General features: G+C 47.3%; 24 protein-coding genes. All 24 read right to left on the bottom strand.

The window, feature by feature from the left end; genetic code table 11:
* Positions 1–7 precede the first annotated feature (7 nt).
* A complete protein-coding gene (locus K3G25_RS02090) occupies positions 8–1,597 on the bottom strand; it encodes a hypothetical protein (RefSeq protein WP_029973066.1) in 1,590 nt (529 codons plus the stop codon).
* Between the two features lie 2 nt (positions 1,598–1,599).
* On the bottom strand, positions 1,600–1,872 hold the full coding sequence (locus tag K3G25_RS02085) for a hypothetical protein (protein ID WP_003154822.1): 273 nt from the start codon (positions 1,870–1,872) through the stop codon (positions 1,600–1,602).
* Entirely contained in the window at positions 1,869–2,447 is a 579-nt protein-coding gene (locus K3G25_RS02080; RefSeq protein WP_021493825.1) for a putative phage tail protein, read from the bottom strand. The genes K3G25_RS02085 and K3G25_RS02080 overlap by 4 nt, the downstream gene beginning before the upstream one ends.
* The gene (locus K3G25_RS02075) at positions 2,431–3,477 is read right to left on the bottom strand and encodes a baseplate J/gp47 family protein (protein ID WP_232489731.1); all 1,047 of its coding nucleotides are present in this window, start codon (positions 3,475–3,477) and stop codon (positions 2,431–2,433) included. The genes K3G25_RS02080 and K3G25_RS02075 overlap by 17 nt, the downstream gene beginning before the upstream one ends.
* Positions 3,470–3,895, bottom strand: a complete 426-nt coding sequence (locus K3G25_RS02070; RefSeq protein WP_020955689.1) for a DUF2634 domain-containing protein — start codon at positions 3,893–3,895, stop codon at positions 3,470–3,472. The genes K3G25_RS02075 and K3G25_RS02070 overlap by 8 nt, the downstream gene beginning before the upstream one ends.
* A 103-nt stretch (positions 3,896–3,998) precedes the next feature.
* A complete protein-coding gene (locus tag K3G25_RS02065; RefSeq protein ID WP_022553480.1) occupies positions 3,999–4,265 on the bottom strand; it encodes a DUF2577 family protein in 267 nt (88 codons plus the stop codon).
* Positions 4,265–5,242, bottom strand: a complete 978-nt coding sequence (locus K3G25_RS02060; RefSeq protein ID WP_232489558.1) for an XkdQ/YqbQ family protein — start codon at positions 5,240–5,242, stop codon at positions 4,265–4,267. Before K3G25_RS02060 ends, K3G25_RS02065 begins: the two co-directional genes overlap by 1 nt.
* Before the next feature lie 13 nt (positions 5,243–5,255).
* Positions 5,256–5,915, bottom strand: coding sequence for a LysM peptidoglycan-binding domain-containing protein (locus K3G25_RS02055; protein ID WP_007610816.1), 660 nt, complete (start codon positions 5,913–5,915; stop codon positions 5,256–5,258).
* A complete protein-coding gene (locus K3G25_RS02050) occupies positions 5,908–10,791 on the bottom strand; it encodes a transglycosylase SLT domain-containing protein (protein ID WP_232489557.1) in 4,884 nt (1,627 codons plus the stop codon). The genes K3G25_RS02055 and K3G25_RS02050 overlap by 8 nt, the downstream gene beginning before the upstream one ends.
* On the bottom strand, positions 10,779–10,931 hold the full coding sequence (locus tag K3G25_RS02045) for a hypothetical protein (RefSeq protein WP_015239684.1): 153 nt from the start codon (positions 10,929–10,931) through the stop codon (positions 10,779–10,781). Before K3G25_RS02045 ends, K3G25_RS02050 begins: the two co-directional genes overlap by 13 nt.
* Before the next feature lie 41 nt (positions 10,932–10,972).
* Positions 10,973–11,419 (bottom strand): phage tail assembly chaperone, encoded by a 447-nt coding sequence (locus K3G25_RS02040; protein ID WP_003154836.1) that lies wholly within the window; start codon positions 11,417–11,419, stop codon positions 10,973–10,975.
* A 74-nt stretch (positions 11,420–11,493) separates the two neighbouring features.
* Entirely contained in the window at positions 11,494–11,937 is a 444-nt protein-coding gene (locus K3G25_RS02035) for a phage tail tube protein (RefSeq protein ID WP_003154837.1), read from the bottom strand.
* A gap of 1 nt (position 11,938) precedes the next feature.
* On the bottom strand, positions 11,939–13,336 hold the full coding sequence (locus K3G25_RS02030) for a phage tail sheath family protein (RefSeq protein ID WP_007610810.1): 1,398 nt from the start codon (positions 13,334–13,336) through the stop codon (positions 11,939–11,941).
* Positions 13,336–13,545, bottom strand: a complete 210-nt coding sequence (locus tag K3G25_RS02025; protein WP_007610809.1) for a YqzN/YkzM domain-containing protein — start codon at positions 13,543–13,545, stop codon at positions 13,336–13,338. Before K3G25_RS02025 ends, K3G25_RS02030 begins: the two co-directional genes overlap by 1 nt.
* Complete coding sequence (locus K3G25_RS02020; RefSeq protein ID WP_029973074.1) at positions 13,542–13,988, bottom strand: hypothetical protein; 447 nt, start codon at positions 13,986–13,988, stop codon at positions 13,542–13,544. Before K3G25_RS02020 ends, K3G25_RS02025 begins: the two co-directional genes overlap by 4 nt.
* A complete protein-coding gene (locus K3G25_RS02015) occupies positions 13,985–14,488 on the bottom strand; it encodes an HK97 gp10 family phage protein (protein WP_072177410.1) in 504 nt (167 codons plus the stop codon). Before K3G25_RS02015 ends, K3G25_RS02020 begins: the two co-directional genes overlap by 4 nt.
* Complete coding sequence (locus K3G25_RS02010; protein ID WP_022553487.1) at positions 14,485–14,841, bottom strand: DUF3599 family protein; 357 nt, start codon at positions 14,839–14,841, stop codon at positions 14,485–14,487. The genes K3G25_RS02015 and K3G25_RS02010 overlap by 4 nt, the downstream gene beginning before the upstream one ends.
* Positions 14,838–15,221 carry a protein YqbG gene (locus K3G25_RS02005; protein WP_021494026.1) on the bottom strand — a complete coding sequence of 128 codons (384 nt, stop codon included), beginning with the start codon at positions 15,219–15,221 and terminating at the stop codon, positions 14,838–14,840. The genes K3G25_RS02010 and K3G25_RS02005 overlap by 4 nt, the downstream gene beginning before the upstream one ends.
* Positions 15,222–15,237: 16 nt before the next feature.
* The gene (locus K3G25_RS02000; protein WP_007407274.1) at positions 15,238–16,173 is read right to left on the bottom strand and encodes a phage major capsid protein; all 936 of its coding nucleotides are present in this window, start codon (positions 16,171–16,173) and stop codon (positions 15,238–15,240) included.
* Positions 16,174–16,199: 26 nt separating this feature from the next.
* Positions 16,200–17,045, bottom strand: coding sequence for an XkdF-like putative serine protease domain-containing protein (locus K3G25_RS01995; RefSeq protein ID WP_021494027.1), 846 nt, complete (start codon positions 17,043–17,045; stop codon positions 16,200–16,202).
* A 19-nt stretch (positions 17,046–17,064) separates the two neighbouring features.
* Positions 17,065–18,456 carry a phage portal protein gene (locus tag K3G25_RS01990; protein ID WP_089072483.1) on the bottom strand — a complete coding sequence of 464 codons (1,392 nt, stop codon included), beginning with the start codon at positions 18,454–18,456 and terminating at the stop codon, positions 17,065–17,067.
* Positions 18,457–18,504: 48 nt separating this feature from the next.
* Positions 18,505–19,803, bottom strand: a complete 1,299-nt coding sequence (locus K3G25_RS01985) for a PBSX family phage terminase large subunit (RefSeq protein ID WP_007407277.1) — start codon at positions 19,801–19,803, stop codon at positions 18,505–18,507.
* Positions 19,800–20,597, bottom strand: coding sequence for a terminase small subunit (locus tag K3G25_RS01980; protein WP_022553491.1), 798 nt, complete (start codon positions 20,595–20,597; stop codon positions 19,800–19,802). Before K3G25_RS01980 ends, K3G25_RS01985 begins: the two co-directional genes overlap by 4 nt.
* A gap of 112 nt (positions 20,598–20,709) precedes the next feature.
* On the bottom strand, positions 20,710–21,222 hold the full coding sequence (locus K3G25_RS01975; RefSeq protein WP_007407279.1) for a sigma-70 family RNA polymerase sigma factor: 513 nt from the start codon (positions 21,220–21,222) through the stop codon (positions 20,710–20,712).
* Position 21,223 lies beyond the last annotated feature (1 nt).

Raw genomic sequence — 21,223 nt, 5'->3', positions numbered from 1 at the left:
TCCCCCATTACAAAGTGAAATTATTATCTATTGAAATCCCTGTAATATTCCCCTCTATTTTGGCGTATTTTCCGTTAATTCTCAGTTCTCCCGTTGGTTCGGCATAATATTTTGTTATCCCGGTTGTTCCAAAGAGTGGGGCAGCCATTGATTTCTGTGTTGAAGGGTGAGCTTCAGAAGGAAGTACAGCGAAAATGCTGTCGAAATCTGGAGGAACCACTTCACCACGAGTGAATACCTGGTTGCCCCACACTGCATACTGAGGATTTCTTGCGCCAGCCTTATGCCCATTAATTAGTGTTAAATCATACCAGGTCATTTTATTAAATTCTTCTTCAGTAAATAGACGTTTCCACCCCTTAAAAACACCGTCTGTATGAACAGTCGCAATCCATACATTATTATCGTAACTTCTCCAAGCCAAAATCGACTTTCTACCTGACTCACTCTCAATCACATCATAGTTAAAAAAGGAATTATCATTTTCAACCGGATTGTTTTTCAGCTGAGCACCCATTCCATAATAAAATCCCGAGCTCAGTGCCAGTATGTCTGATCCGCTTTCTAAGCGTGTCCGTTTCCCATCATCCTTTGTCAATTTCGCCAACTGGCCGCCGTTCCATTTGTCTCTTTCGATAGGACTTATATGAATTGATGAATCTATCGCATGTGCATCGACCTTTGACTGCGCTCCAGCTATGGATTCAATTGGATACCAATTGATTGCTGTTTGATTAGAGTTATAGTAAAACCACCATGCGTTACCCTTTACGTCTACAGCATAACCATTACCTATTCCCGGCTGCCCCACTAACTGCATACCGCGCAGACTCGTATTTGACGGGTTGTCTGTTACTGCATTGGTTCCGTAAAATGTTACAGAACCAACGTCTTTTAACGAGTCATAAAACGAGCCGGAAGTTAAATTGATTTTTTGGGTGCCATTATCGGCGGTGATTTTAAACAGCTGGCCTGCGTTCCATGTATCCTTCTCAGCTTTCGTTACATGGATATCAGTCTGCTTTGTGTGGGCATCGACTTTTTTTTGGGCGCCTTCCGAAGTTTCTAACTGAACCCAATCAGTCCAGCCGGAAGCTTTAAGGGTTTTTCTCCATGTGCCGCCTTCATAATCCATCGCCAGAGCCTCACCATAAGACTTGAATCCGATATATAAACCTCTGGCGGATAGCGGGGGAGTATGAACTCCCGTGTTATTTGTGTAAAAGAAAAAAGATTGATTAAGCTGATCTACAATTTGATGAAAATCCAAGCCATCTTGTATACTTATTAAATATTTCCCTGAATCATCCGTCAGCTTTGTTAATTGCCCGTTATTCCACTTCTGGCGCTCTTCCTTCGTCACATGCCGGTCCAGATCTTGATTGTGCCGGTCGAAATCTTTTTTTGCTGCCTGCTGGACGTTGTCCACGTTTCCGAGGCCGATTTGGGCCTTTGTCGTTTTGTGCGGGTTGTTCATGTCGTTTTTATGGGCCGCCAGATCCGTGTGGGCGTCTTTTATGCCTTTTTCCCAGCGGTTGACGTCATCTTCGTTAATCGGATCGTCCGGAAGCCAGTCTGTTTTTTCTTCGTAAGCCATCGTTACACCACCTCAAAGGTAAATCTTAAATCAAGCGTTCTGTTATTGCTGAGATCTAAATTTGTTTTTCGTTCTGTGATAACGCTTCCTGTTTCGTCAAGCATCTGCACGGTTTCAATGTGTTTGACGTCTTCTTCCCTGCGTGTCAGAACGGTGACTGCGGCATCTTTTACGGAAATATCCGCAATCGGAGTTTCTTTGCCGTTTAACAGCACTTTTGTGATCCTGTTTTTCAGATCGGCTGCGGCACGCTGTCTGTAAGCGGCTGATATCATGGTAAGACCACCTCGTTATTGTTGAGTGTGACGGAATAACCGACCTTCAGTTCACTGACTTTTCGGTATCTCCGATTGTTGAGAATGACCCGGTCTTTGATTTCCAGTGTTTCGTTTAATGCGGCTCTCAGTGTATACGCCAAATGAGCGGGTTTGATTTTTTCAAGCGTTTCAATCAGCTCGTTCATGTGCTGCAGGTCATCAAGCCCGATATCGGCATAAAAACGATACTGCCCCGGAAACATCCGAACGTAAGCTGACGGATGTTTTAAAAAACGGTTTAGCGCCTGCTCGATCGCTTGATGTGTGATGGGCGGAATATTCGACATCTTCGAAATCAGCCTGAGCCGTCTCATATCCTCCGTGTCACCTGATTCCCGCGGTATTTTTAATATTTTTTCCCAGCGGTCAAGCCCCCACGTCGCCGTCGTGATAAAGAGCTGATCCGTTAAATCGAAAATATCGTTATTCTGCCGCTCAAACTCAGGAACTTCCGCCTCAAGCAGTTGTGCCATCTCCTTTAATCGGGTTAAAAACGGCGGGAGGTACGCCGTCATCTCATCGAGTCTGCTCAAGGATTGTCACCTCTTTGAGTTTAGGGATTTCCACATCACTGAGCACGAGGTTTTCCGCCGCACCGTTCATTTTGATATCGGCGTAGTCACTGACGGATGCCGAGTTATAAACGATGTTGTTTATTTGTGATAAACGGACGGTGTTTTCTTCGAAGGCCATTTTCTTAAATAAATTCAGGACGCCTTTTTCAATCTCCGCTTTTACGTCATCGATCGAGCTGTTCAGCTCAGGCAGCACGGAAGCGGAGATTTCGATTTCCTTCCATACGGCGCTTTCCACCGTTACTGCCGCTCCGATCGGCGCCTGTCCTTCTCCCTGCCCTTCGTCCGGATCAATATAATCCTTTACTTTCTTGATCAGAATACCTGATGCCGGTTCCAAATTCGCATTTGTGATGACAACCTTCACCGTTCCGGCACCGTTCCAAAGCGGGAAGATTTTCGCCCTGCCGACGCCGTCAACCTCTTCGGCCCATTGTTTATAATGCTGTTTATTTGCGCTGACTGCCTCCCGGCGGACACGGGTAAAATAGCGCGCCCTTAAGCTGTTGTCGTCTTCTTCCTCACGGCCGGGAATTAATATATCGCGCATGACTGCTTTCTCAAGCCCGGGTATCGTATCAAGCGGCAGCAGGTTCTGCCCTGAAATGCCGGCATTGCCCGCTTCACCGGCTGTTTCACATTCAAGCGTTCCATCCCCCGTATATTGAAAATACAGGTTATCAACGAAGAAACGGGAGCCTGGCGGAATGGTGATGCCCGCTGTGAATTCTCCTGCTCTGACCGCTTTTGTGGCAGGTGTTCGTTCAATTCCCGCTTCAGCAGCACGCCTGTCCAGAAATTCTCCCTGAGCCGTATCGGAAAACACGAGTTCCAGCACGGTATCAAGCCAAATATAAGACTTTGCGAGCTCAGCGGCCGCAGGCGCGAGCGCATTGTAAATGACGCTCCCTTCTCTTGTATCAATATCCGCCGTAATGCGCGCCAGCATTCTGTCCATAATGTCGTCAAACGTCTGAGCTTCAAACATCCTCACCCAGCACCTCCTCTATCTCAAGCATGCCCTCATCAGTTTCAACGGTAAAAGAGACGGTGAAGGCATCATCTTTTTTCTCAATCTCAAAATTGGTAACGGCCAAAATACGGTCATCATACAGCAAGGCTTCTTCTATCAGTCTTGGAATCTCCATTTTTTTATAAGCATCCGTCGTGTTCTGATCTGAAAGCACTTCCTGCAGTTCATTTCCGATATCATGGCTGAAAACCGAATATGAATACCGTTCTGTGTGAAGAGCGATATAGACGAATTGTCTGATTGCGTCCAGTCCGTTTATCAATTCATTGGTAATCCGGTTGTTTTCAAAATCAATTCGGTAGGTTTGTGAAGTCTCAACGGCCTCACTCGCATCCTCCAAATCTTCAAATTCGATTTCCGGTGTCAGGGCCATTGCACCCGCTCCTTTTAGATTTGATCATGTAAAAAAGCCCTCTTCGGATGATGAAGCGGCTTTAATAGGCTGATATTCTGGTACAGTTCCGTCCGGATGCCGGTTAAATTTTGTCCAGTACAAAGAAAGACTGTCCTCCTGTTAAAGCGGCGGTCATCACCCGATCTCCCGCTTGGAGCTGATCATCTTCTCCGGATCTCAACCGCTTCGGCAAAATGAGTGCATCAGACGGAATCAAAAGTTTGTCGTGATCTTTCAGTTTCAGCTCGAGCGGCGAAACGGAGGTCACTTCGGCCGGCATCAGCTCCACCGGCGCTTCGGCGTCAACCGCTCCAACGGCTAAATGTTTAATGGCATCACTTAATCTCATCAGGATGTCCCCACCGGAAGTGAATTTTTCTCCGTGACGTCAATCGTCATGGTATGTTTTGTTCCTTGGAATTCATGGCGGTCCGTATCTACATAATAGGTTTTCTTCAGCCCGATTTCCGGAATTGAAATATAGACAGGCAATCCGCTTTCCAGCCCAGGAATACCGATCGCCTGTATATTTTTCAGCTCTTTCTTAACACCTTTTTTCTCAGCCTGCTTCACTTTTGCGCGCTGTTTCAGCTGGGCTTCATTAATGTCGTCAGAAACCGTTTCGGTATACTGCAAAACGCCGAATGTTTTCATGCCCGCGCTGTCTGACGCGGAAGCCTTCACGGTTTTATTGTCTTTTTGCAGCCGCATGACGACACGGGTTGCGGTGTCATCAATTGAGGTGCTGTATTGATACCCTGTGATATTAACTCCTGTTTCCAGCACCCATATGTCAGACGGCTCCGGCCATTCACGCAAGCCGAGCCTGCCTTTTTCTGAATAGAGCTGATAATTGCGCCCCGTCTGGCTTTTTGTCTGCTTTAAAGCTTTTAGCATCATATCGTAAAGGCTTGTATCATTTTTAAAAACGAGTGATTTAATGGTATGGCCTGTGTTGGCAATGGATGTGACGGGAATTTGAAAATCGCTGGCAATCCTTTTTAATATTTGATCGGCGCGCTTGTTGGAAAACACGTAAACGTCCTGGTTTTTCACAAGGTATTGAAGCATATCGTATGCGGTGAAGGCGACGGTATGCTCATCGGGCGTTCTTGCAAAAACAACGCCGCGGAACAGCTCTTTTCCGTTCCATTTGAACAAAACCGTGTCCCCTTCTGATACGCCGTAATACGTCTGGCTGCCCTGCTTTACGACAATCTTCGCTTCGATGGAGCGGGGCGCCTGATATCTGTGTCCTTCCAGCGTGACGCTTTCTGTGACAAGCTCGAGCCACTCCGTTTCTTTTATGACAAATAGTTCAATCATCTTTTCACCCGTTTCATTGCGGTATCTTCAGCTTCTGCCCCGGGAAGATCCAATGCCCCGGCTGCCGGATATTCCGTTTGCTGCGCTTAATCATGGCGGTTTTATTCGCGTTCCAGATTTTCCGCCACTCCGTGTGTTTTCCGTAAAACTTGCCGGCGATGTCCCAAAGCGTATCCCCTTTTTTGACGGTATATGTTTTGGGTGACGCTTTGGACGGGCGCTTCGCTTTCGTTTTTTTCTTTTGTTTGATTTTTCTTGGCGAAGCGGTTTTATATTCTTTCAGTACGATATCAAAATTCCGGTCGCCGATTTCATTGTCACCTTCGCTGTAATTAAAGCTTTCAATGCTGCATGTGACATTGATTTTTGTCCCTGTAATCAAAAACTGAACGGGTTTTTTCGCTTTCATCCATGCTTCAATGGCTGAAATGGCTTTTTCCGGCGAAGGGATGCTTTGATATTCGGCAATCGGGCTGTACCGTTTCGGAAAAAAAGAAGAGAACGAAATTTCTTTCGCTCCCGGTTCTTCGATAAACGTCACCTCTCCAAGTCCGGTGACTTTCACGGAATCATTCTGCACGCTGTTTGCGATATCAATCGCTTCAGGGAGAACGGGAAGCCGGAGCTTGTCCTTTCCCTGAGAAAGCCAAAATTCGTAAACAGATTTAGTCAAAAGCAACGGCCCCCTTTGCTCCGGTATAAATGTCTTTTTGCAGTTCATCAATCAGCGCCTGTTTGATTTTGGCGGCGAGGCTGTCGGCGTCCTGTCCGTTATGGAAATGCTGATCGCCGCTGAATTCGATTTTAATTTCTTTTGTTCCCGTTTTTTGAACGGTTTGTCCGCCGCCTTTAACGGCTGCGGAAACCGTGCCGGCTGAAAGCGCCGCCGGTTCCGTCTGTGACGGGTCGGACACTTCCATGCCGAGCGCTTGAGCCGCTTTTTGCAGCAGATAACGGCCGCGGATGCCCCGCTCTTCAGGGATGATCCACTCCCGTTTGTTCCCTTCGCCGACACGGGCGATCTGCTCCTTGGTAATCAGACCCCCATTGGCATAACCGACGTAAGGGCCTCCATGAGCCATACTTTTAATCCCGGGGACATTGCTGATCGAGCCGTATCGGCTTTTAATATAGCCGATAGCGGCAGCGGCGTTGTGAATTGGATTTCTGATATCATTCATGCCCGGCGCTTTGTGATCTTCAAAGGTGCTCGGAATCGTCTGCATAAGCCCCTGTGACGGGTGTCCGGCCTTGGCGTTGCTGTCCCATAGATTAATGGAATTAGGGTTGCCGCCTGACTCATGCTGTGCGATCGTCATTAATCCCGGAAGCCAGCTGATCGGCGTATTGGTTGCTTTCATTGCGGCCAAAAGCCACTCTTTGACGCTTCCTCCCGCTGCACCCATGCCGGAAAAGGCTGCTGCAAGCGAGCCTGCCTGTTTTTCGGCGTATTTTTTTACGTCAACTGAGCCGAGACCTTTGACGACGCCGACTGAAGCAAAGCGTCCGAGACTCATCATGACACGGGAAGGAGAGTGAATATCAAGCTCTTCCCTGAATGCGTCTTCGACTTTTTTGGCCATATCTTTGGCCGCCTGTTTGACTTCGCTTCCTTTTGCAGTCATCCCTGATACAAAGTGTCCGATCAGGCCTGACCCCCAGCCGTTCGCGGAATCTCTTGATTGCACAAACGGTTTATTGATATGTGTGCTTACGTATTGCGACGTTCCCGTATCTTTTGCATTCTGTCCGGCCGAATATCCTTTCACCGTTGCGGCGCCCCATGATGACGATTGATTAACCGCCGATTGATAAGGTGTTTTCACCTTTGTTTTTAAAAATGAATCGGTGCCCGTCGGCGAAGTATTCTGACCTTTGGCATAGCCCGCAACGACTTGCTTTCCGTAACCGGATGAAGACGAAATGAGGGCATTGAACGGCGTTCCGATGTTTTTTTCCTTCCAGCCGTCCATATCCACCGCTTTTTTGCTGATTCCGCTGTCAAAGCCTTCAGTAAACTGTTTGCCGAGTGATGAAGCCGTACCGCCAAGTCCGGATGCCTCTACAGACGCCGCGGCCGATACAGATGCAGAAGAAGAAACACCGCCCGCTCCCGCCGGCACAGCAGAAGACTGAGCCGAAGCCGCGCCCATATCATCGACAACACGCATGCCGAGCTTAGACGCAGCTTGTGAAAGCAGCATCTTCCCGCGGCCGCGATTGTTGTCGACGGGGATGACAAATTCTTTACCGGCTTCACCGATCCAGGAAATGGTCGGCTTTGTAATGTAGCCGCCCGTGGCGTTTTTGTCCGTTTTTTTCTTTTTATCTCCGCCGCCTCCTGTGACAAAGTTCATTATGCCTGAAATCATTTTGCCGCCGGTTTTATCCCAAATCTTTTTCACCCAGTCGAATGCTGCAGAAAAAGCATCTGATATGGCCGTTCCCACTTTTACAAGAGGTTCTTTTATATGTTTCTCAAACCAGCCGCTTAACCCTTTCCATATATCCTTTACCGTATCTAAAGCAGTCTGGAAAGCATCTGATATTCCTTTACCGACATTTTTCACCATGTCTTTCACCGGATTCCAGACAGTATCCATGAACCAGCCGGAAACCGTACTGAAAACCGATTTAATTTTATCCCAAGCTCCTGTGATTTTACTCCAAATGGACGTCGCCACTCCGACGACAGCCGATTTTACGGGGGTCCACACGGTGCTCATAAACCAGCCGGATACTGTGCTGAAGACACCTTGAATCGTCGTCCACGCATTCACGATATTTGACCAGATGCTGGTTGCCACTCCGACGACAGCCGATGAAACCGGCGTCCATACATTCTCCATGAACCAGGATGAAACCGTGCTGAAAATCCCTTGAATCGTCGTCCACGCATTCACGATATTTGACCAAATGCTTGTCGCCACTCCGACGACAGCCGTTGAAACCGGCGTCCATACATTTTCCATGAACCAGGATGAAACGCTTCCCCAAGTATCTTGTATTGTTGTCCAAGCACTTTGCGCCGCTTTGGAAATATCATTCCACGTGTCTTTCAAAGCCCCTGAATCAAAGGCCTCTCCCAAGCTGGAACCGCCTAAACTGCCGGCGATGCCGCCTACCGCGCCGCCGATTAATGTGCCCACTCCGGGAACAACGCTGCCGATTGCCGCTCCGGCCGCAGCTCCGGCAAGACCGCCGCCTGCTGAGCCGACCTTCTCTCCTGCATTATCTTTATTGATGCCGGCTAAATCAGTAAGTGATAACAATTCACCTATGCCGGGAATTCCTTTAGCGGCACCTTTTAACCCTTTCAAACCGCCTTTTAGCGCCTTTGAATCTCCTAAGCCTTTCAAAAGCGCGCCGATGCCTTTACCTGCCCCTTTTGTTTTCGGCGTGTTTACGGATGCCTGTTTGCTTTCCTTTACGGAGGAACCTCTTTTCGAGGATTTATTTCGCCCTTCGACTTTACTGCTTTTGCCCCTCGTCACTCCGGTACAGCAGCAGCAGCCCCCCAAAGCCCCGCCGGTTTTTTTGGCTGACTTTCCTGAAGATTTTGGCGCTGTTACCGTGCGCTGCGGACCTTTTGTCAGATCAGGACGCTTCGGGCTGTTGGAGCCGCCGGCAGTAAGGCTGCCCTTACTCTTTTCTTTTTTCGTGCCGCCTCCTAATAATCCGCCGATATTGAGTTTGCCTAATTTTTCAGCGATTCCTGAAAATATTTTTTCTATTAATTCCCCGGCTTTTTCGATGATTTTGTCCGGGCTGAATTTCTCAAATTTCTTGGCAATCTTGCTGACAATTTTATCAACAAATGCCTCGGCTTTTTCGATGATCGCATCAGGACTGAATTTGCCGAACTTTTTATCAATGCCTCCGAACAGTGAGGATGTAAACTGCTCCACTTTTTCCAAAATCTTATCCGGATTGAGAAAATCGAATTTCTCAGAAATCCGGTCAATCGTGTCATTTACAAATTGTTCGGCGCGGTCGATTAGCTTATCAGGACTGAATTTACCGACAACGTCGTCGACTTTCTTCATAAACGAATCAGTAAAATGATCCAGCTCTTTCAATATGGTCTCCGGACTGAATTTGCTGACAACGTCATCAACCTTTTTCATAAATGAATCAGTGAATTTATCCAGTTCTTTCAATATGGCTTCCGGACTGAATTTACTCACGACCCCGTCTACCTTTTTCATAAACGAATCAGCGAATTTGTCCAGCTCTGCTAAGATTGTTGCCGGACTGAATTTGCTTGCGATTTCGTCCACTTTCCCCATGAATGAGGTCGTGAACTTGTCCAGTTCGGTTAATATCGTTGCCGGGCTGAATTTGCTCGCGATTTCGTCTACTTTTCCCATGAATGATGTCGTGAACTTGTCCAGTTCGGTTAATATCGTCTCAGGGCTGAATTTGCTCGCGATTTCGTCTATTTTTCCCATGAATGACGTTGTGAACTTGTCCAGCTCTGCTAAAATCGTCTCAGGGCTGAATTTGCTCGCGATTTCGTCCACTTTTCCCATGAATGATGTCGTGAACTTATCCAGTTCGGCTAATATCGTCTCAGGGCTGAATTTGCTCGCGATTTCGTCTACTTTCCCCATGAATGACGTTGTGAACTTGTCCAGTTCGGCTAAAATCGTCTCAGGGCTGAATTTGCTCGCGATTTCGTCCACTTTCCCCATGAATGACGTTGTGAACTTGTCCAGTTCCGCTAAAATCGTCTCAGGGCTGAATTTGCTCGCGATTTCATCCGCTTTCTTCATAAAGTTTGCAGCGAATTTATCCAGTTCCGCTATGATTGTTTCCGGATAAAATTTGGATGCGATGTCATTGACTTTTTTCATGAAGGTGTCTGAAATGGAGTCAAGCATTGAAAAATCGTTTTTCGGCGAAGCAGGAGCAGCAGATGCAGAAGCTTTTCCGACGTCCGGCATATTCTTTTGCATTGCAGCCAGCTGTGCTGTCACCTTTTCGTTTAACGATAATTGAATGACATTGTTTTTTCCCGTCAGCGAAGCAATGCCCGCTGAAATTCGGCCGACTGTTTTCATGACGTGATCTATGACGCGTATAGTGACAGAGTACCCGTTCTTTAACGCAGATTGCATATAGCGTTTGATACGTTCCATGGCAGGGGTCACTTCGTCTGACGCATAAAGTGAAACGGTAAATCCTTTAAAACCGGCACCCAGATCCCGCAATCTCTCAAATGCCGCTGTCGCGCTGTCTTTTGCTCCTATTTTAATGGTTAAAGACGCAGGCAGACCCGCTAATTGGGCTTGCACCTTTTGAATGACGGCACTGGCTCCGTCTTCAGCTGAAATAGAGATCATTTGTGCGCCCAGCTTTCTTTTCATAGAGCGCTGGATGCGGTCAATTGTTCTTAAAACAGATTTACTCTCCTTGCGTATATCAATTTCACTTTGGCGTTTTGTCATTTTCCTGTATTTCTCAAGCGCTCTGAAGCCATTTTGGATTTTCCTTATTTTCTTTGAAACCCGATCTTCCAATTCAAAACGGGCGGTCAGCTTTGCCATGATGTCGCTCCCCCTTTCTTCGCTTGTTTTTCAAGAATGTCCAGCTTGTAACCGATTAAACCGTACAACAGCGCCTTAAAATGTCTCGGTGCTTCATATAACTCTTTCAGTTCTGATGGAGAATAATGAAGCTCATGCATCGCGTAATAGAGATACACGGCTTCCTTATTCCCATCTTTTATCAGTTTTTTGCTTCTTGCTCCAGATCTTCTAATTCATCTTCAAAACCGTTGATCTCAATCGCTTTATTCAGCCAATTTGCATACTCACCGCCGACTGAAAGAACGCGTTTTGCCACCTCGACCGGATCTGCCGTTTTGTAAGCGTCGCGGAGCTCCTTAGAACGGAAATCAGGGTAAATCGTAGATTCAACCGCGATCCGCGCATAAAAGCGCTGGCTGTCTAAGTCTTTTACGCGGCCTCTGCCCTTCACATTTTTATATGTCGTGCTTTCCTTCTCCAGTTCGTCAATGCGCTCAGTCGTAATGGCTTTAAAAATAAAAGGCACGATGTTTCCTTTTTTATCGACAAAGCGCTTTGAAAGCGGAACCCGAATCTCCTCAGCCTCTACTGTTTTACCCGGCATAAAGAATGACAGATCATATACTTGTTCGTTTTTTTCGCTCATGATGAAAACTCCCTTACTTTTTTTTATAAAAAACAGGCCTGTAAAAAGGCCTGTTTCACTCATACCGATCTTAATTAAAACGTTTCAGAAAGCTTTTCCGGCACATCGAAATCTTCAAAGGTAAACGGCACTTCTTCTTCGAGTGCTTCTGAGTCTACGTCCAGTCCGGCGATTTTTGCAGAATCAAAGTTGACGTCATACAGAGTGACGCGTTCTGTTCCGCGGCCCGATGATTTGTCATCAAGAACGGCTTGCAGCGTAAAATACGGGTCGCTGCCTTTTTTGACATAATCCATCATAAGAACGGCGAATTTGGATGTGACCTTGTAGAATGTTGCCGTGCCCGTTCCGTTGGCGCCTGTTGTTTTATGTCCCGTCATGCGGCGGCCCATGATGTTTACTTCTGATTTGTTTTTTTCCACGTTTGCTTCAAACGTTTTAATATGCGCCATCTCTTCTCCGTCAAGAAATAAACGGCCTTCTTTTCCTGAAATCGTGTTTTGCGCTTTTAATGCCATCTTAGTTTACCTCCACGTTAAAGTAGAATTTTTCTGCCGCATCCACAGGCTGTACGGCGAGATCGATTAAAAAGCCGTCGCGGTCTTCATTCAGCCCGATTGTAATGTCTTTGTCTGAATCAAAATTTGCGATGCCGCCCGCATCCTGAAGCGTAGTCAAATATTGAATGATCATCGTTTTGACGAATTGAAGGCCGTCATTTGTCGCAGGAAGATCGCTGCCCGTGCCTTTTTTCGATTTAATTAAGGCTTTCAGTTCACGTGTCAAATCGTTATTCACCGCATCAAGCACACGGACGATTTTGTTTTTCGCGAACTTTTTGTTTTTCTCTGCCGTAAATGTCACCAATGAGTTGATATCTTTTTCAACGCTGACTGACTTATCACGGGCATCATAAGAGAAAAGGAATTCACCTTTAGAAAGACGTTCGATCACTTCATCATGAGTCAGGCGGTGCAGCACATCGACGGCGCCTTCGTATTCAACGAATGTTAAGGATTGATTAAATGCGGCGCTGGCACTTGCGCCTGCCACCCAGGCGGTCGCATCTTCAGCTTTAATCTCGGTTCCGTCTTCCAGCAGCACACCTTCAGTAACATTGATAATGCCTTCATAATCCCCGCTGTAATGGGCGGTCACCCCTTGCACTTTCTGTCCCTGCGCATCGCGAAGGCGTTTAATGAATGCGGCAAATGTCGCTTTCAGCTGATCGTTTTCCGCGACAGGAAGAGCGATGACATCAAAATTCTCCGTTTCAGCCGCAGCTAAAAAATCCGTATAGTCTGAGTTGACCGGTGCTTTATCAGTTCCTCCCGCAAGACGGATGCCTGCCTGCGGGTTTAACGTTTCCCCGGATTCTTCCTCAGTGCCTGTCAGCGGGATGGAAGCCGACAGTTCGCCGGTTCCCGTGAATGTGACATAGCCGTTTGCTTTTAATTCTTCGGCTTTTTTCACCGTTTGTTTGTCAACTTCCGCTTCATCCATGTAAGTGGTCACATCGAAAGCGGTCTGATCAAGGACGTTTTCACTGATGCGGATGATGATGTCATTTCCTTTTGACCCGCCGTACAAAGCGGTTGCTTTAACACCTTGCGAAAGATCGGCGCTCGCTCTGATTCCCTCTGTCAGACGGTACATCAAAACGGTTTTTGCTTTCTTTTTCGCCTCACGAAGCAGAATCAGTGACGGATCTTCAATACTGAGCCCCACTTTTTTATTCAAATCTTCAATGCTTGAAATGGAAACGAATGTTTTCGCTTCCCCCCAGCCGGATGCGACGGGAAGGGCGACAATCCCGCGTTCACCGATCGATACCCGCTCCTGGGCGGTTGTTTTAAAGTTAAAATAGATTCCGGCACGTTCTTTTTCTTTTCCTTGCGTAAATGTTCCGCCGTTCATTATTGCATGACCTCCTTGGTTAAAAATGCTTCAATGTAAGACTTGGCTTGCGCTTTTGTCATTTGTTTTTGCTTCACGCCGAATAAAGCCCCCTGGAGAATCTCAGGTTTTACGCCGAAAAGCTCCTTCGCGTGCTTTGTTAAATCCGCCGTGTCATAAAGAACCGCTCGTTCCGCCGCTGCGGCGTTTTTCTTTTTATGTTGTTTCACTTTTGTTTCACCCCGCTGTTAATGTCCACATCCCGCAGTGCGGGAGATGTTTGTTTCTGATAGTAGTAGCGGCTCGTCCAGCGGATTGTGATCACTGCCTCGCCTTTGTCTCCGACTCTTGTTTCGATACGGCTGATGCGGACGAAATCACCGGTATCCTCCCCTGATTCCGTAAGCAGCGGAATCAGCTGTCTTGATTCTCTCACCGCATCGGCGATCCGGTCGGCTGCATAGAGCGCCTGCACCGAGTCGGCATGGAACAGCTTCACATTCAGACTGTACGTTTTCTTATAAGTGGAGACTGTATCATTTTCGTCAAAAACAAATGGGGGCGGAATGTATAGTGACGGCACCTGAAATTGTTCAGGCAGTTCATTTTCATATACGGGCACGCCGCACTGCTGATACAAAAAAGCGGCGATTGAACCGGTTTCGCGATTCATCCGATATCTCCCCCCAACGTGTTAAGCCACTGATCGAAACGCTTGTCCAGCGATTCGGCGAAGAGTGTTTCATACAAAAGAAGGGCTTTGTCCCAAAACCCATTCCCGCTGATCCACTGTTTTTTGAGCGCCATTCCCGTTGAAGCTGACGGATCATAGATGAACCGGGAGCCTTGAAAATACCCGGGCACCCATCTGACATTTTCATCTGGGACGGTCCAATGTCCGTCATTTATGAATGAGGCATACTCTGCATTGGTGCCGATTTCAAGGGTCAGTCCCCCGTTTTCAATGATCCATACATGATCCTGCGCCCCTTTTCGGAAAGAAGACAGCAGGCTTTCTGTATCAATCCCTCCCGAATGAATAAGCTCCTCCCGTACCAAGTCGAGAAAATCCTCTCCTGACTGTTCCAGCCATTCGCCTGCCTGACGGGCAAATTCTCCGGATGATGCCTTTTGCAGCGACCGATTCCATTGTTCAAGGTTTTTTATGCTCATAGTCTGTCATCTCTCACAGCGATAACCTCCCAATGGTGCTGTCTTGCTTTCTTCGGCATTTCCAGAATATACGCCTGTCCTTCCCAAATGATTTTGTCATTGACACGCACAACGGCCTCTTTCGGAAAATGAACGAGAAACCGCTGATATACCTTATGATCAGGATCAAGCTGAATAAGCTGCTGCTGTTTTTCAACAAACAGACACGGCACGTCTTCAGCATCGGGAACTTCCCGATAAGAAAAGACAGGCTGGAGCTTTTCGGCGGGAATCCCGAAGCGTCCGGCCTTCGGAACTGACACCGTCTCATGATAAATATCGCATCTGTCAGTGAGCAGCCGTTCGTAGCTCATAACGGTCTCACCTTTGCGTTTGCAGAAACCGGGGAATAACCCGGCGCGATATATTCACAGAGAAGATGGCGCACAGCCGGTTTTCTGATCCCGCCTTCACCTGCCACCGTATAGGAATAGTCACCTATCTTTTCAGATTGATAGGCGGAAGCGGCTGCTTCATTCTGGTTGATCAGCGCAAAATATTGAGAAAGCTTTAATAACGCAAGCTTAATCTTTTCGGGAAGCGGTGAGTAAATAGGGTCAGTGAACGAATGCCCCGCCATTCTGGCCGCTTCCGCCTCCGCCTCCAGAATATCCTGTATAAGAAGCGGCTCCGGCCTGTTTTTGACTTGATCATAAACTGAATATGAAACAACGTCAGACGGCTGAATTAACATAACTGCCACCCCCGTCTTATTCTTTAACGTTTACGATTTTGGCGCTTGCATCTTCTTCTTCAAATTTGCTGTCAAGTTTAGCCGTCAGTACGATAATAAATTTGCGGCTGCGAATATCTTTATCTACTTCGATTCGGATATTCCGTGAAAAACCGAGAATGATATTTTTCGGGTGAGTCAAAATGATGTCAGACGCATCGTACTGGGAGTCACCTTCTCCGACCGAGTACGGCTGCAGATTGGACACTCCTTTGACCGGAACGCCGAATGCTGAAGACAAACCGCCCTGCACCGCAAGATCCCCCAGATTGGTCTGACGGTCAGCCACACGGTCTTTCCATTCAATCTCCATGCCTTGAGATGTGTAAAATCTGAATTCTTGAGGCAGGCGCAAATATTTTGCCGGAATGGCTTTTAAGCCTTTTTTAAATGTGGCTCTGGACAGCTCTTCCCCGTTTCCGTCAATGACGTGAGATACAGTCTGCTTACGGATTCCGTCAAGCTGTGCCAAGTACGGATCAGAAGAAGATGTATCGCCGTTTACGACAAGCTCCTCAATATCGACTGCCGCCCGCTCCGCCAAAATCTGCATGATCGTCTGCTGCAGGCCGTCTTTTTCAATATTGTTTTCAAGCGTGTCATAGGTGATATTAATTTCCGCAATGACTTCTTTCGTATTCAGCTGCACCGTACTTGTTGCCGGGACGGTCAGCTGATCGTCAGTTAAGGCTTTTCCTTCCTCAGCAGCACGCAGAATACGCTGGCCGAAACCGATTTTTTCAAATTTCTGCGAGTCATTTTCCATTTGAATCACACGCGATTCGCTGAAAATGGTCGGCGTGTTCTGCACCATGCGGATAAATGCTGAAGCTTGTGCGGGGTTCATTAAACCGCCGCTTTTTAAAGCGGAAAGTGACATTTCCGCCTTTCTGATGATATCTTGATTTCTCACTCTACAGTTCCTCCTTCTGACTGGGCTTAAAGCAGTCCGCTCCAAATGGATTTTTTAACAGGCTCTTGGCCGCCCGTCTCTTCTTCCGGCTGCTTTGATGCGCCCCTTACTTTTTCAAGCGCTTCAATGCGTTTAATAATCGGCGCGAGCATGTCCTCAACAAGCGTTTTCAGCTTTTCTTCATCAGACGGCGCAGCCGCCCCGTCTTTGTCTTCCGTGTTTTGGTCCAAGCTGTCAAGCCGCTTTAAAAGCGGGTGCAGCGCGTGTTCAATTGATTCTCTTACGTCTTCTTTTCTCATCTTGTTCAAGTCCTCTCCCTTGCGGTTTCTTGATTTGCGGTCACGGTCGAGAAAGTGCTTGACCGCGCCGAATAAGCCGGCTTGCTTTTCTGCCGGCTCTTCGTAAACGTCAGCGGTTCCCGCCATGCTGTAGCCCGTAATGATACCGGCTTTAATCTGATCCCATACTTCATCGGAAGCTTTGGTGACAAGCACCCAAGATCCTTTCCGGATCACAGCATTCCCGATTTCAAAGTCATCCGGGGCAACGTACGACTCCACCACCTCGCCGGTCCCGCCTTCAAAATTATGATTTGTATCGATGTTGCGGGCGTCCGCCAAAAAACCGTGAGCGGCCTTTTCAATTTCTTCAGCCGTCATATAATCGCCATGTGCATCCGGGACATCCGGTTCGTAAACGATGCCGTAAACAAGCTTCTGCTCATCCGATTCGCTTTTTGTAAACACCTGCACCTTTTTTTCAAATGACGGAAGGCCTCCGGCTGATTTTGTAAAAAAGAATTCCGTTTGGTTCGCCGCCTTATCGACATAGCTCACAAAACTGATGACGGCATTTCTCAATTCTCTCGGCACGAGATGTTTTCACCCCCTTTCAGGATTGCTCCTTTTTCCCTTTCAGCACCGGCCGGCTGTAGTACTCTTCAGGCCATTCCTCAAGCGTCTTCCCGAGCACTCTTCCGGCCAGATCACGGAGGTCATTAGGAGAGACCGCGCCGGCGGAAATAAATGGCGTAAGCACCTTCGCAATTTCAAGCGGATCGCGAAAATCAGGCCCTTTTAATGTGAGCTGTACATCGTGGAGACCCAGTTCAGGCAAAAATAACGTGTTGAGCTTATTAATCAGCGTTTTCCGCTCCGGCTGAAACACCTGCTCCTCCGTTATTTTCCGTGCCGTATCGGCGGTGGCTTTGTTGTATTCCTGCGCCTCGCCCGTGTAAAGCGGCGGGAGACGGAAAGCGGAACGGAGTTTATTTCTGCTCTTGTCGTCATATTCAAGAAACAGCGCATCATCCTGCAGAATTTCCGCAAGTGATTTAATTTCCACAGACACGGGCGTAATGTCTTCGCCTCCGTGAAGGTCTTTTTCCTTCGCAATGCCTTCCGCCTCAATCAGCAGAAATTTGTGGGCGTTTTCCACCCCTTCCAGGTCATTCATATAATCCTGGAGCTCTTTGTACGAGGTTTCTGACAGCATGCCGTTTTCAACCGTAATGGCGGCCGGCACGTGACGGCCCTGCTTGAAATACATAAAATTCAGTTCTTCCGCTTTCCGGGCGCCGTACAGATTGACAATATTGCCGACCCAGCGCGGAATTCCGTAAGTGCCGCTGCCGATTTTTAAGTGAATGGCTTCATTTGCCCGATATTCTTCAGACAGGGTCTTTACGTATTCGCCGGTTCTCATGTCCATCATGCGGGGATCGCCGTATTCTTTAAAAAACACTTTCCGACCGTTCAGTATCTGAACATATTTACGAAACCGTTTTTGCCTTTTAATCGTTTTGGATGCGCCGTTTTCTTCATATGAAAATGTAACTTCAACGGGATCAGTCACACCGCACACGCGCATATGTTTCACATCCAGATATTCAATCCCCGCCGGTTTTCCCGCCCCGTCCCGAAGCACTTCGAGAAAACCGTTGCCCGTTTTTTCGCGGTCTTCTATCGCATATCCGAGGATCGTCTCGGCCGATTCATCAAAATGAAGACATTTGTAAAAGCTCTCCAGCTTCATCCAGTTTTTTTCGGCCCGGGCCTTTTTTGTCGGGGAGCAATCTGGGCTATTTACATCAAAGGTATATTCCACATCGAACCCAAACCCCGTAATATTGACCCGATACGCGTCAATGCACTGCTGAAGAATCGTCGAATATTCGGCGATTGTTTTCAGTTCAATGAGATTATAGGGCGGTGAAATGATGTCTTCGCCGTACAGATCGGCAAATTGATCTTCGTTCATCTGCCTTGCCTGCGGCGCGGCCATTTTTGATTTAAAGACGGTGGCTCTAACGTTTTGATAGTTCGGCAACGCCTACCTCCTCCTTTCCCGATTCGGACGTCTCCGTTTTTGTGATGCATCTTTCAGATCCGCCGCGTCATAGTCATCCAGCGCATACCAAATGGCTGAAAGTGTGTGGGGATCAATTGAAAACTCATCTTCCGACAGAGCGCCGTTTTTGTTTTTTGCGTACGTTAAGTTCTGCAATTCGCGGATCGTATGTTGACAGCTGTCTGAGCAATAGATATGTTTGAACCGTTTCAGCTTTTTTGTATACTGAAGTCTTGAGCCCGGAAACTTTTTGGCCGCAACCATGCAAAAGCCCTGCCTGCGAAAATATTGGATGCTTTTCGGCTCAGCCGAATCCGCTTTGATCAGCTCTTTTTGATCCGCCAATTCCTGAAGCTCCTCAGCTGTCTGATCATCGGTCATTTTGTTTTTGTAATACTCCCAGAAAATATAAAGCTCTTTTTGATCCGGATCGACGGCAAGCCGGATGACCGCATTGTATGACTCTTCAAAACCGAAATCCATGCCCGTCCGAAACAGGGGGCGCCTGATGGAAGCAATCCGCTCCGTTACTTCGTTGTGCTCCATGACCTGAAACTGCGGAAACACGCGGATGCCGTTAACGCCGAACTGTCCTTTGCGAGCGATCCGGTATAAATCGGGATCGTAATGCCGTAAGCTGTCCAGCTGCTTAATATAGCTTTTCGGCAAAAACAGATTATCGCACGCTGTGGAATGGTGGTAATACGTATCTCCCTTAACGACGGTGCCTTTTTCATACAGCGTCTGATCATCCAATACGAACCGTTTTTTTTGGTCATCACGGAAAAAATGCCGGTACGTCCAATTGGAGGTGCCGACGGGATTTGTGGTGCATATCATATGAAGCGAAAGCTCGGGATGGCGCAGACGGCCGATCAGCTCCTTAAAGCCTTCATACTTCACTTCAGAGCATTCTTCAATCCAAATCAGTGAAATATGATGAATGGATTTCAATTTGGCCGGGTTGTCCATCCCTTTAAACATAATCCGGCTTCCGTTTGAAAATCTCAGCTGCATCGGTGAAGACACGGCCTTTACGGCATGTCCCAGCTCAAGCTCCCCGATAATATCTTCAAACAAGGCAAAAGTAGAATCTCTGTGCGTATCGAAAACTTCCCGCACGACAAGCGCCGTCCGCTTTTCACGAAGCAGCTTCAAGATGATTTTCAACGCGGTATGATAGCTTTTTGACGAGCCGTAGCCTCCGACGAGAAATTGGTACGTTTCATTCCAATTGAACAAATAATCTTCAAAGCGCGGGTTGACCGCTTTTTCAATCATGACCGTTCCTCTTTCCGCGTAATGACAATGTCAATCGGCTTTTGGCTGTCTTCTGTTTTTTCCATCTTCTGCTGTGCCAGCTTTAATTTTTCATTTTCGATTTTTTGTTTAAATTGATCGGGGAAAAGGTCAAAGTACAAGGACAGCTTTTCAAGAGCCTTCATCTTGTCGGCAAGCTTTATTGCAATGCCCTCTTTTCCGAGTTTTGCTTCCGTGACGATGGTTCCGTCCAGAAGGTGCGAATCTTTAACGTCAACGTAGCTGATCTCCTGCATAATCGGATTATCATTTTCGTCAAAGAGCGGCCCTGATTTTCCGAAGGCCTGAACCTCTTTTTTTCCGAAGGTTACATAATCGGTAATGTCGGCGAAAGCGATTTTCACATAGACTTGAAGAACGTCCATCGCTTCGACAAACACTTTATTGACCATTTCCTTTTTCATGCGGCTGATTTCTTTGGCGACTTTTCCGTTTTTCAACAGCCTGCTTCCCGTCACATGCGCGCTTTCCGGTGAATACCCGGCTTTTATCGCAGATTGGGTGGCGTTAAAGCTTTTCACATAATAAAGACAAAACAGCCGCTGACGTTCGTTTAACTCATCACCTTCGCCCGGGTTGTTTTTTCCGCCGCTTTCCGCGTTCTTATGGAGCGCCTCGTCCCAGCGCCCTTCTTTTTTCCATCTGCCGATCGTTCTTGCGGATACGCCTGATTTGCCGGCAAGGGCGCGATTTGTGATGCGGCCTTGATGAGACTGATAGATTGTAAATGCCTGTTCTCTTTTTGCGTTTTTCATGCTACGGCATCACCGCCACCTCCGACATGATTGTCTATAATAAAAAGCGGCTTCTAATCGGGCCGCTTTTTGTGATCGTCTGTTCACTTCTAGGTGGCAAACGTATGACAACTTATGAAGCAGGCGATTGATTTCTTTGTTCTTGCTGTTTTTGAATTTTTAGAAGCGCCCGTTTGACCGTCGTCTGTACGGTTGATTTCTTTACATTCAGCAAGGCGGCGATCCGTTCATATGAAAAGCATTCCGCTTTGTGGAGCAGCAGCATTTCTTTTTCTCTATCCGTTAAAACGGCTAATGCGTCCCGCAGTCTGATTCTGTCTTCTTCAGTCACATTCCCGGAAGGTTCAAACATCAGCGCCTGTGAATAGGTTTCTATAATTCTCGGATCTTTAATCAGCATTCTCTGATAAGCGTCTCTGCGGTCTATCGCTCTTCTTATGCCGGGCTGCCGGCCTTTTTCAAGCCATTCGATGACATATTCCACATCTGTAATGATTGTTCTGATGATTTTTTTATCTTTCAGTTCTTCTGAAGTAAGCACCGTTTCATCGGCTTCCTCCAGCTGCTTGTACCACTTTTTCGTCTCTTTCAGCGTGCGTTTATATTCAAATAGTAAGTCTTCCATG

The sequence above is a fragment of the Bacillus sp. FCW2 genome (assembly GCF_021228595.1).
Taxonomy (GTDB): Bacteria; Bacillota; Bacilli; order Bacillales; family Bacillaceae; genus Bacillus; species Bacillus velezensis.
Note: the sequence above shows the minus strand (reverse complement) of the source record. Positions and strands in the feature narration are given on the sequence as shown.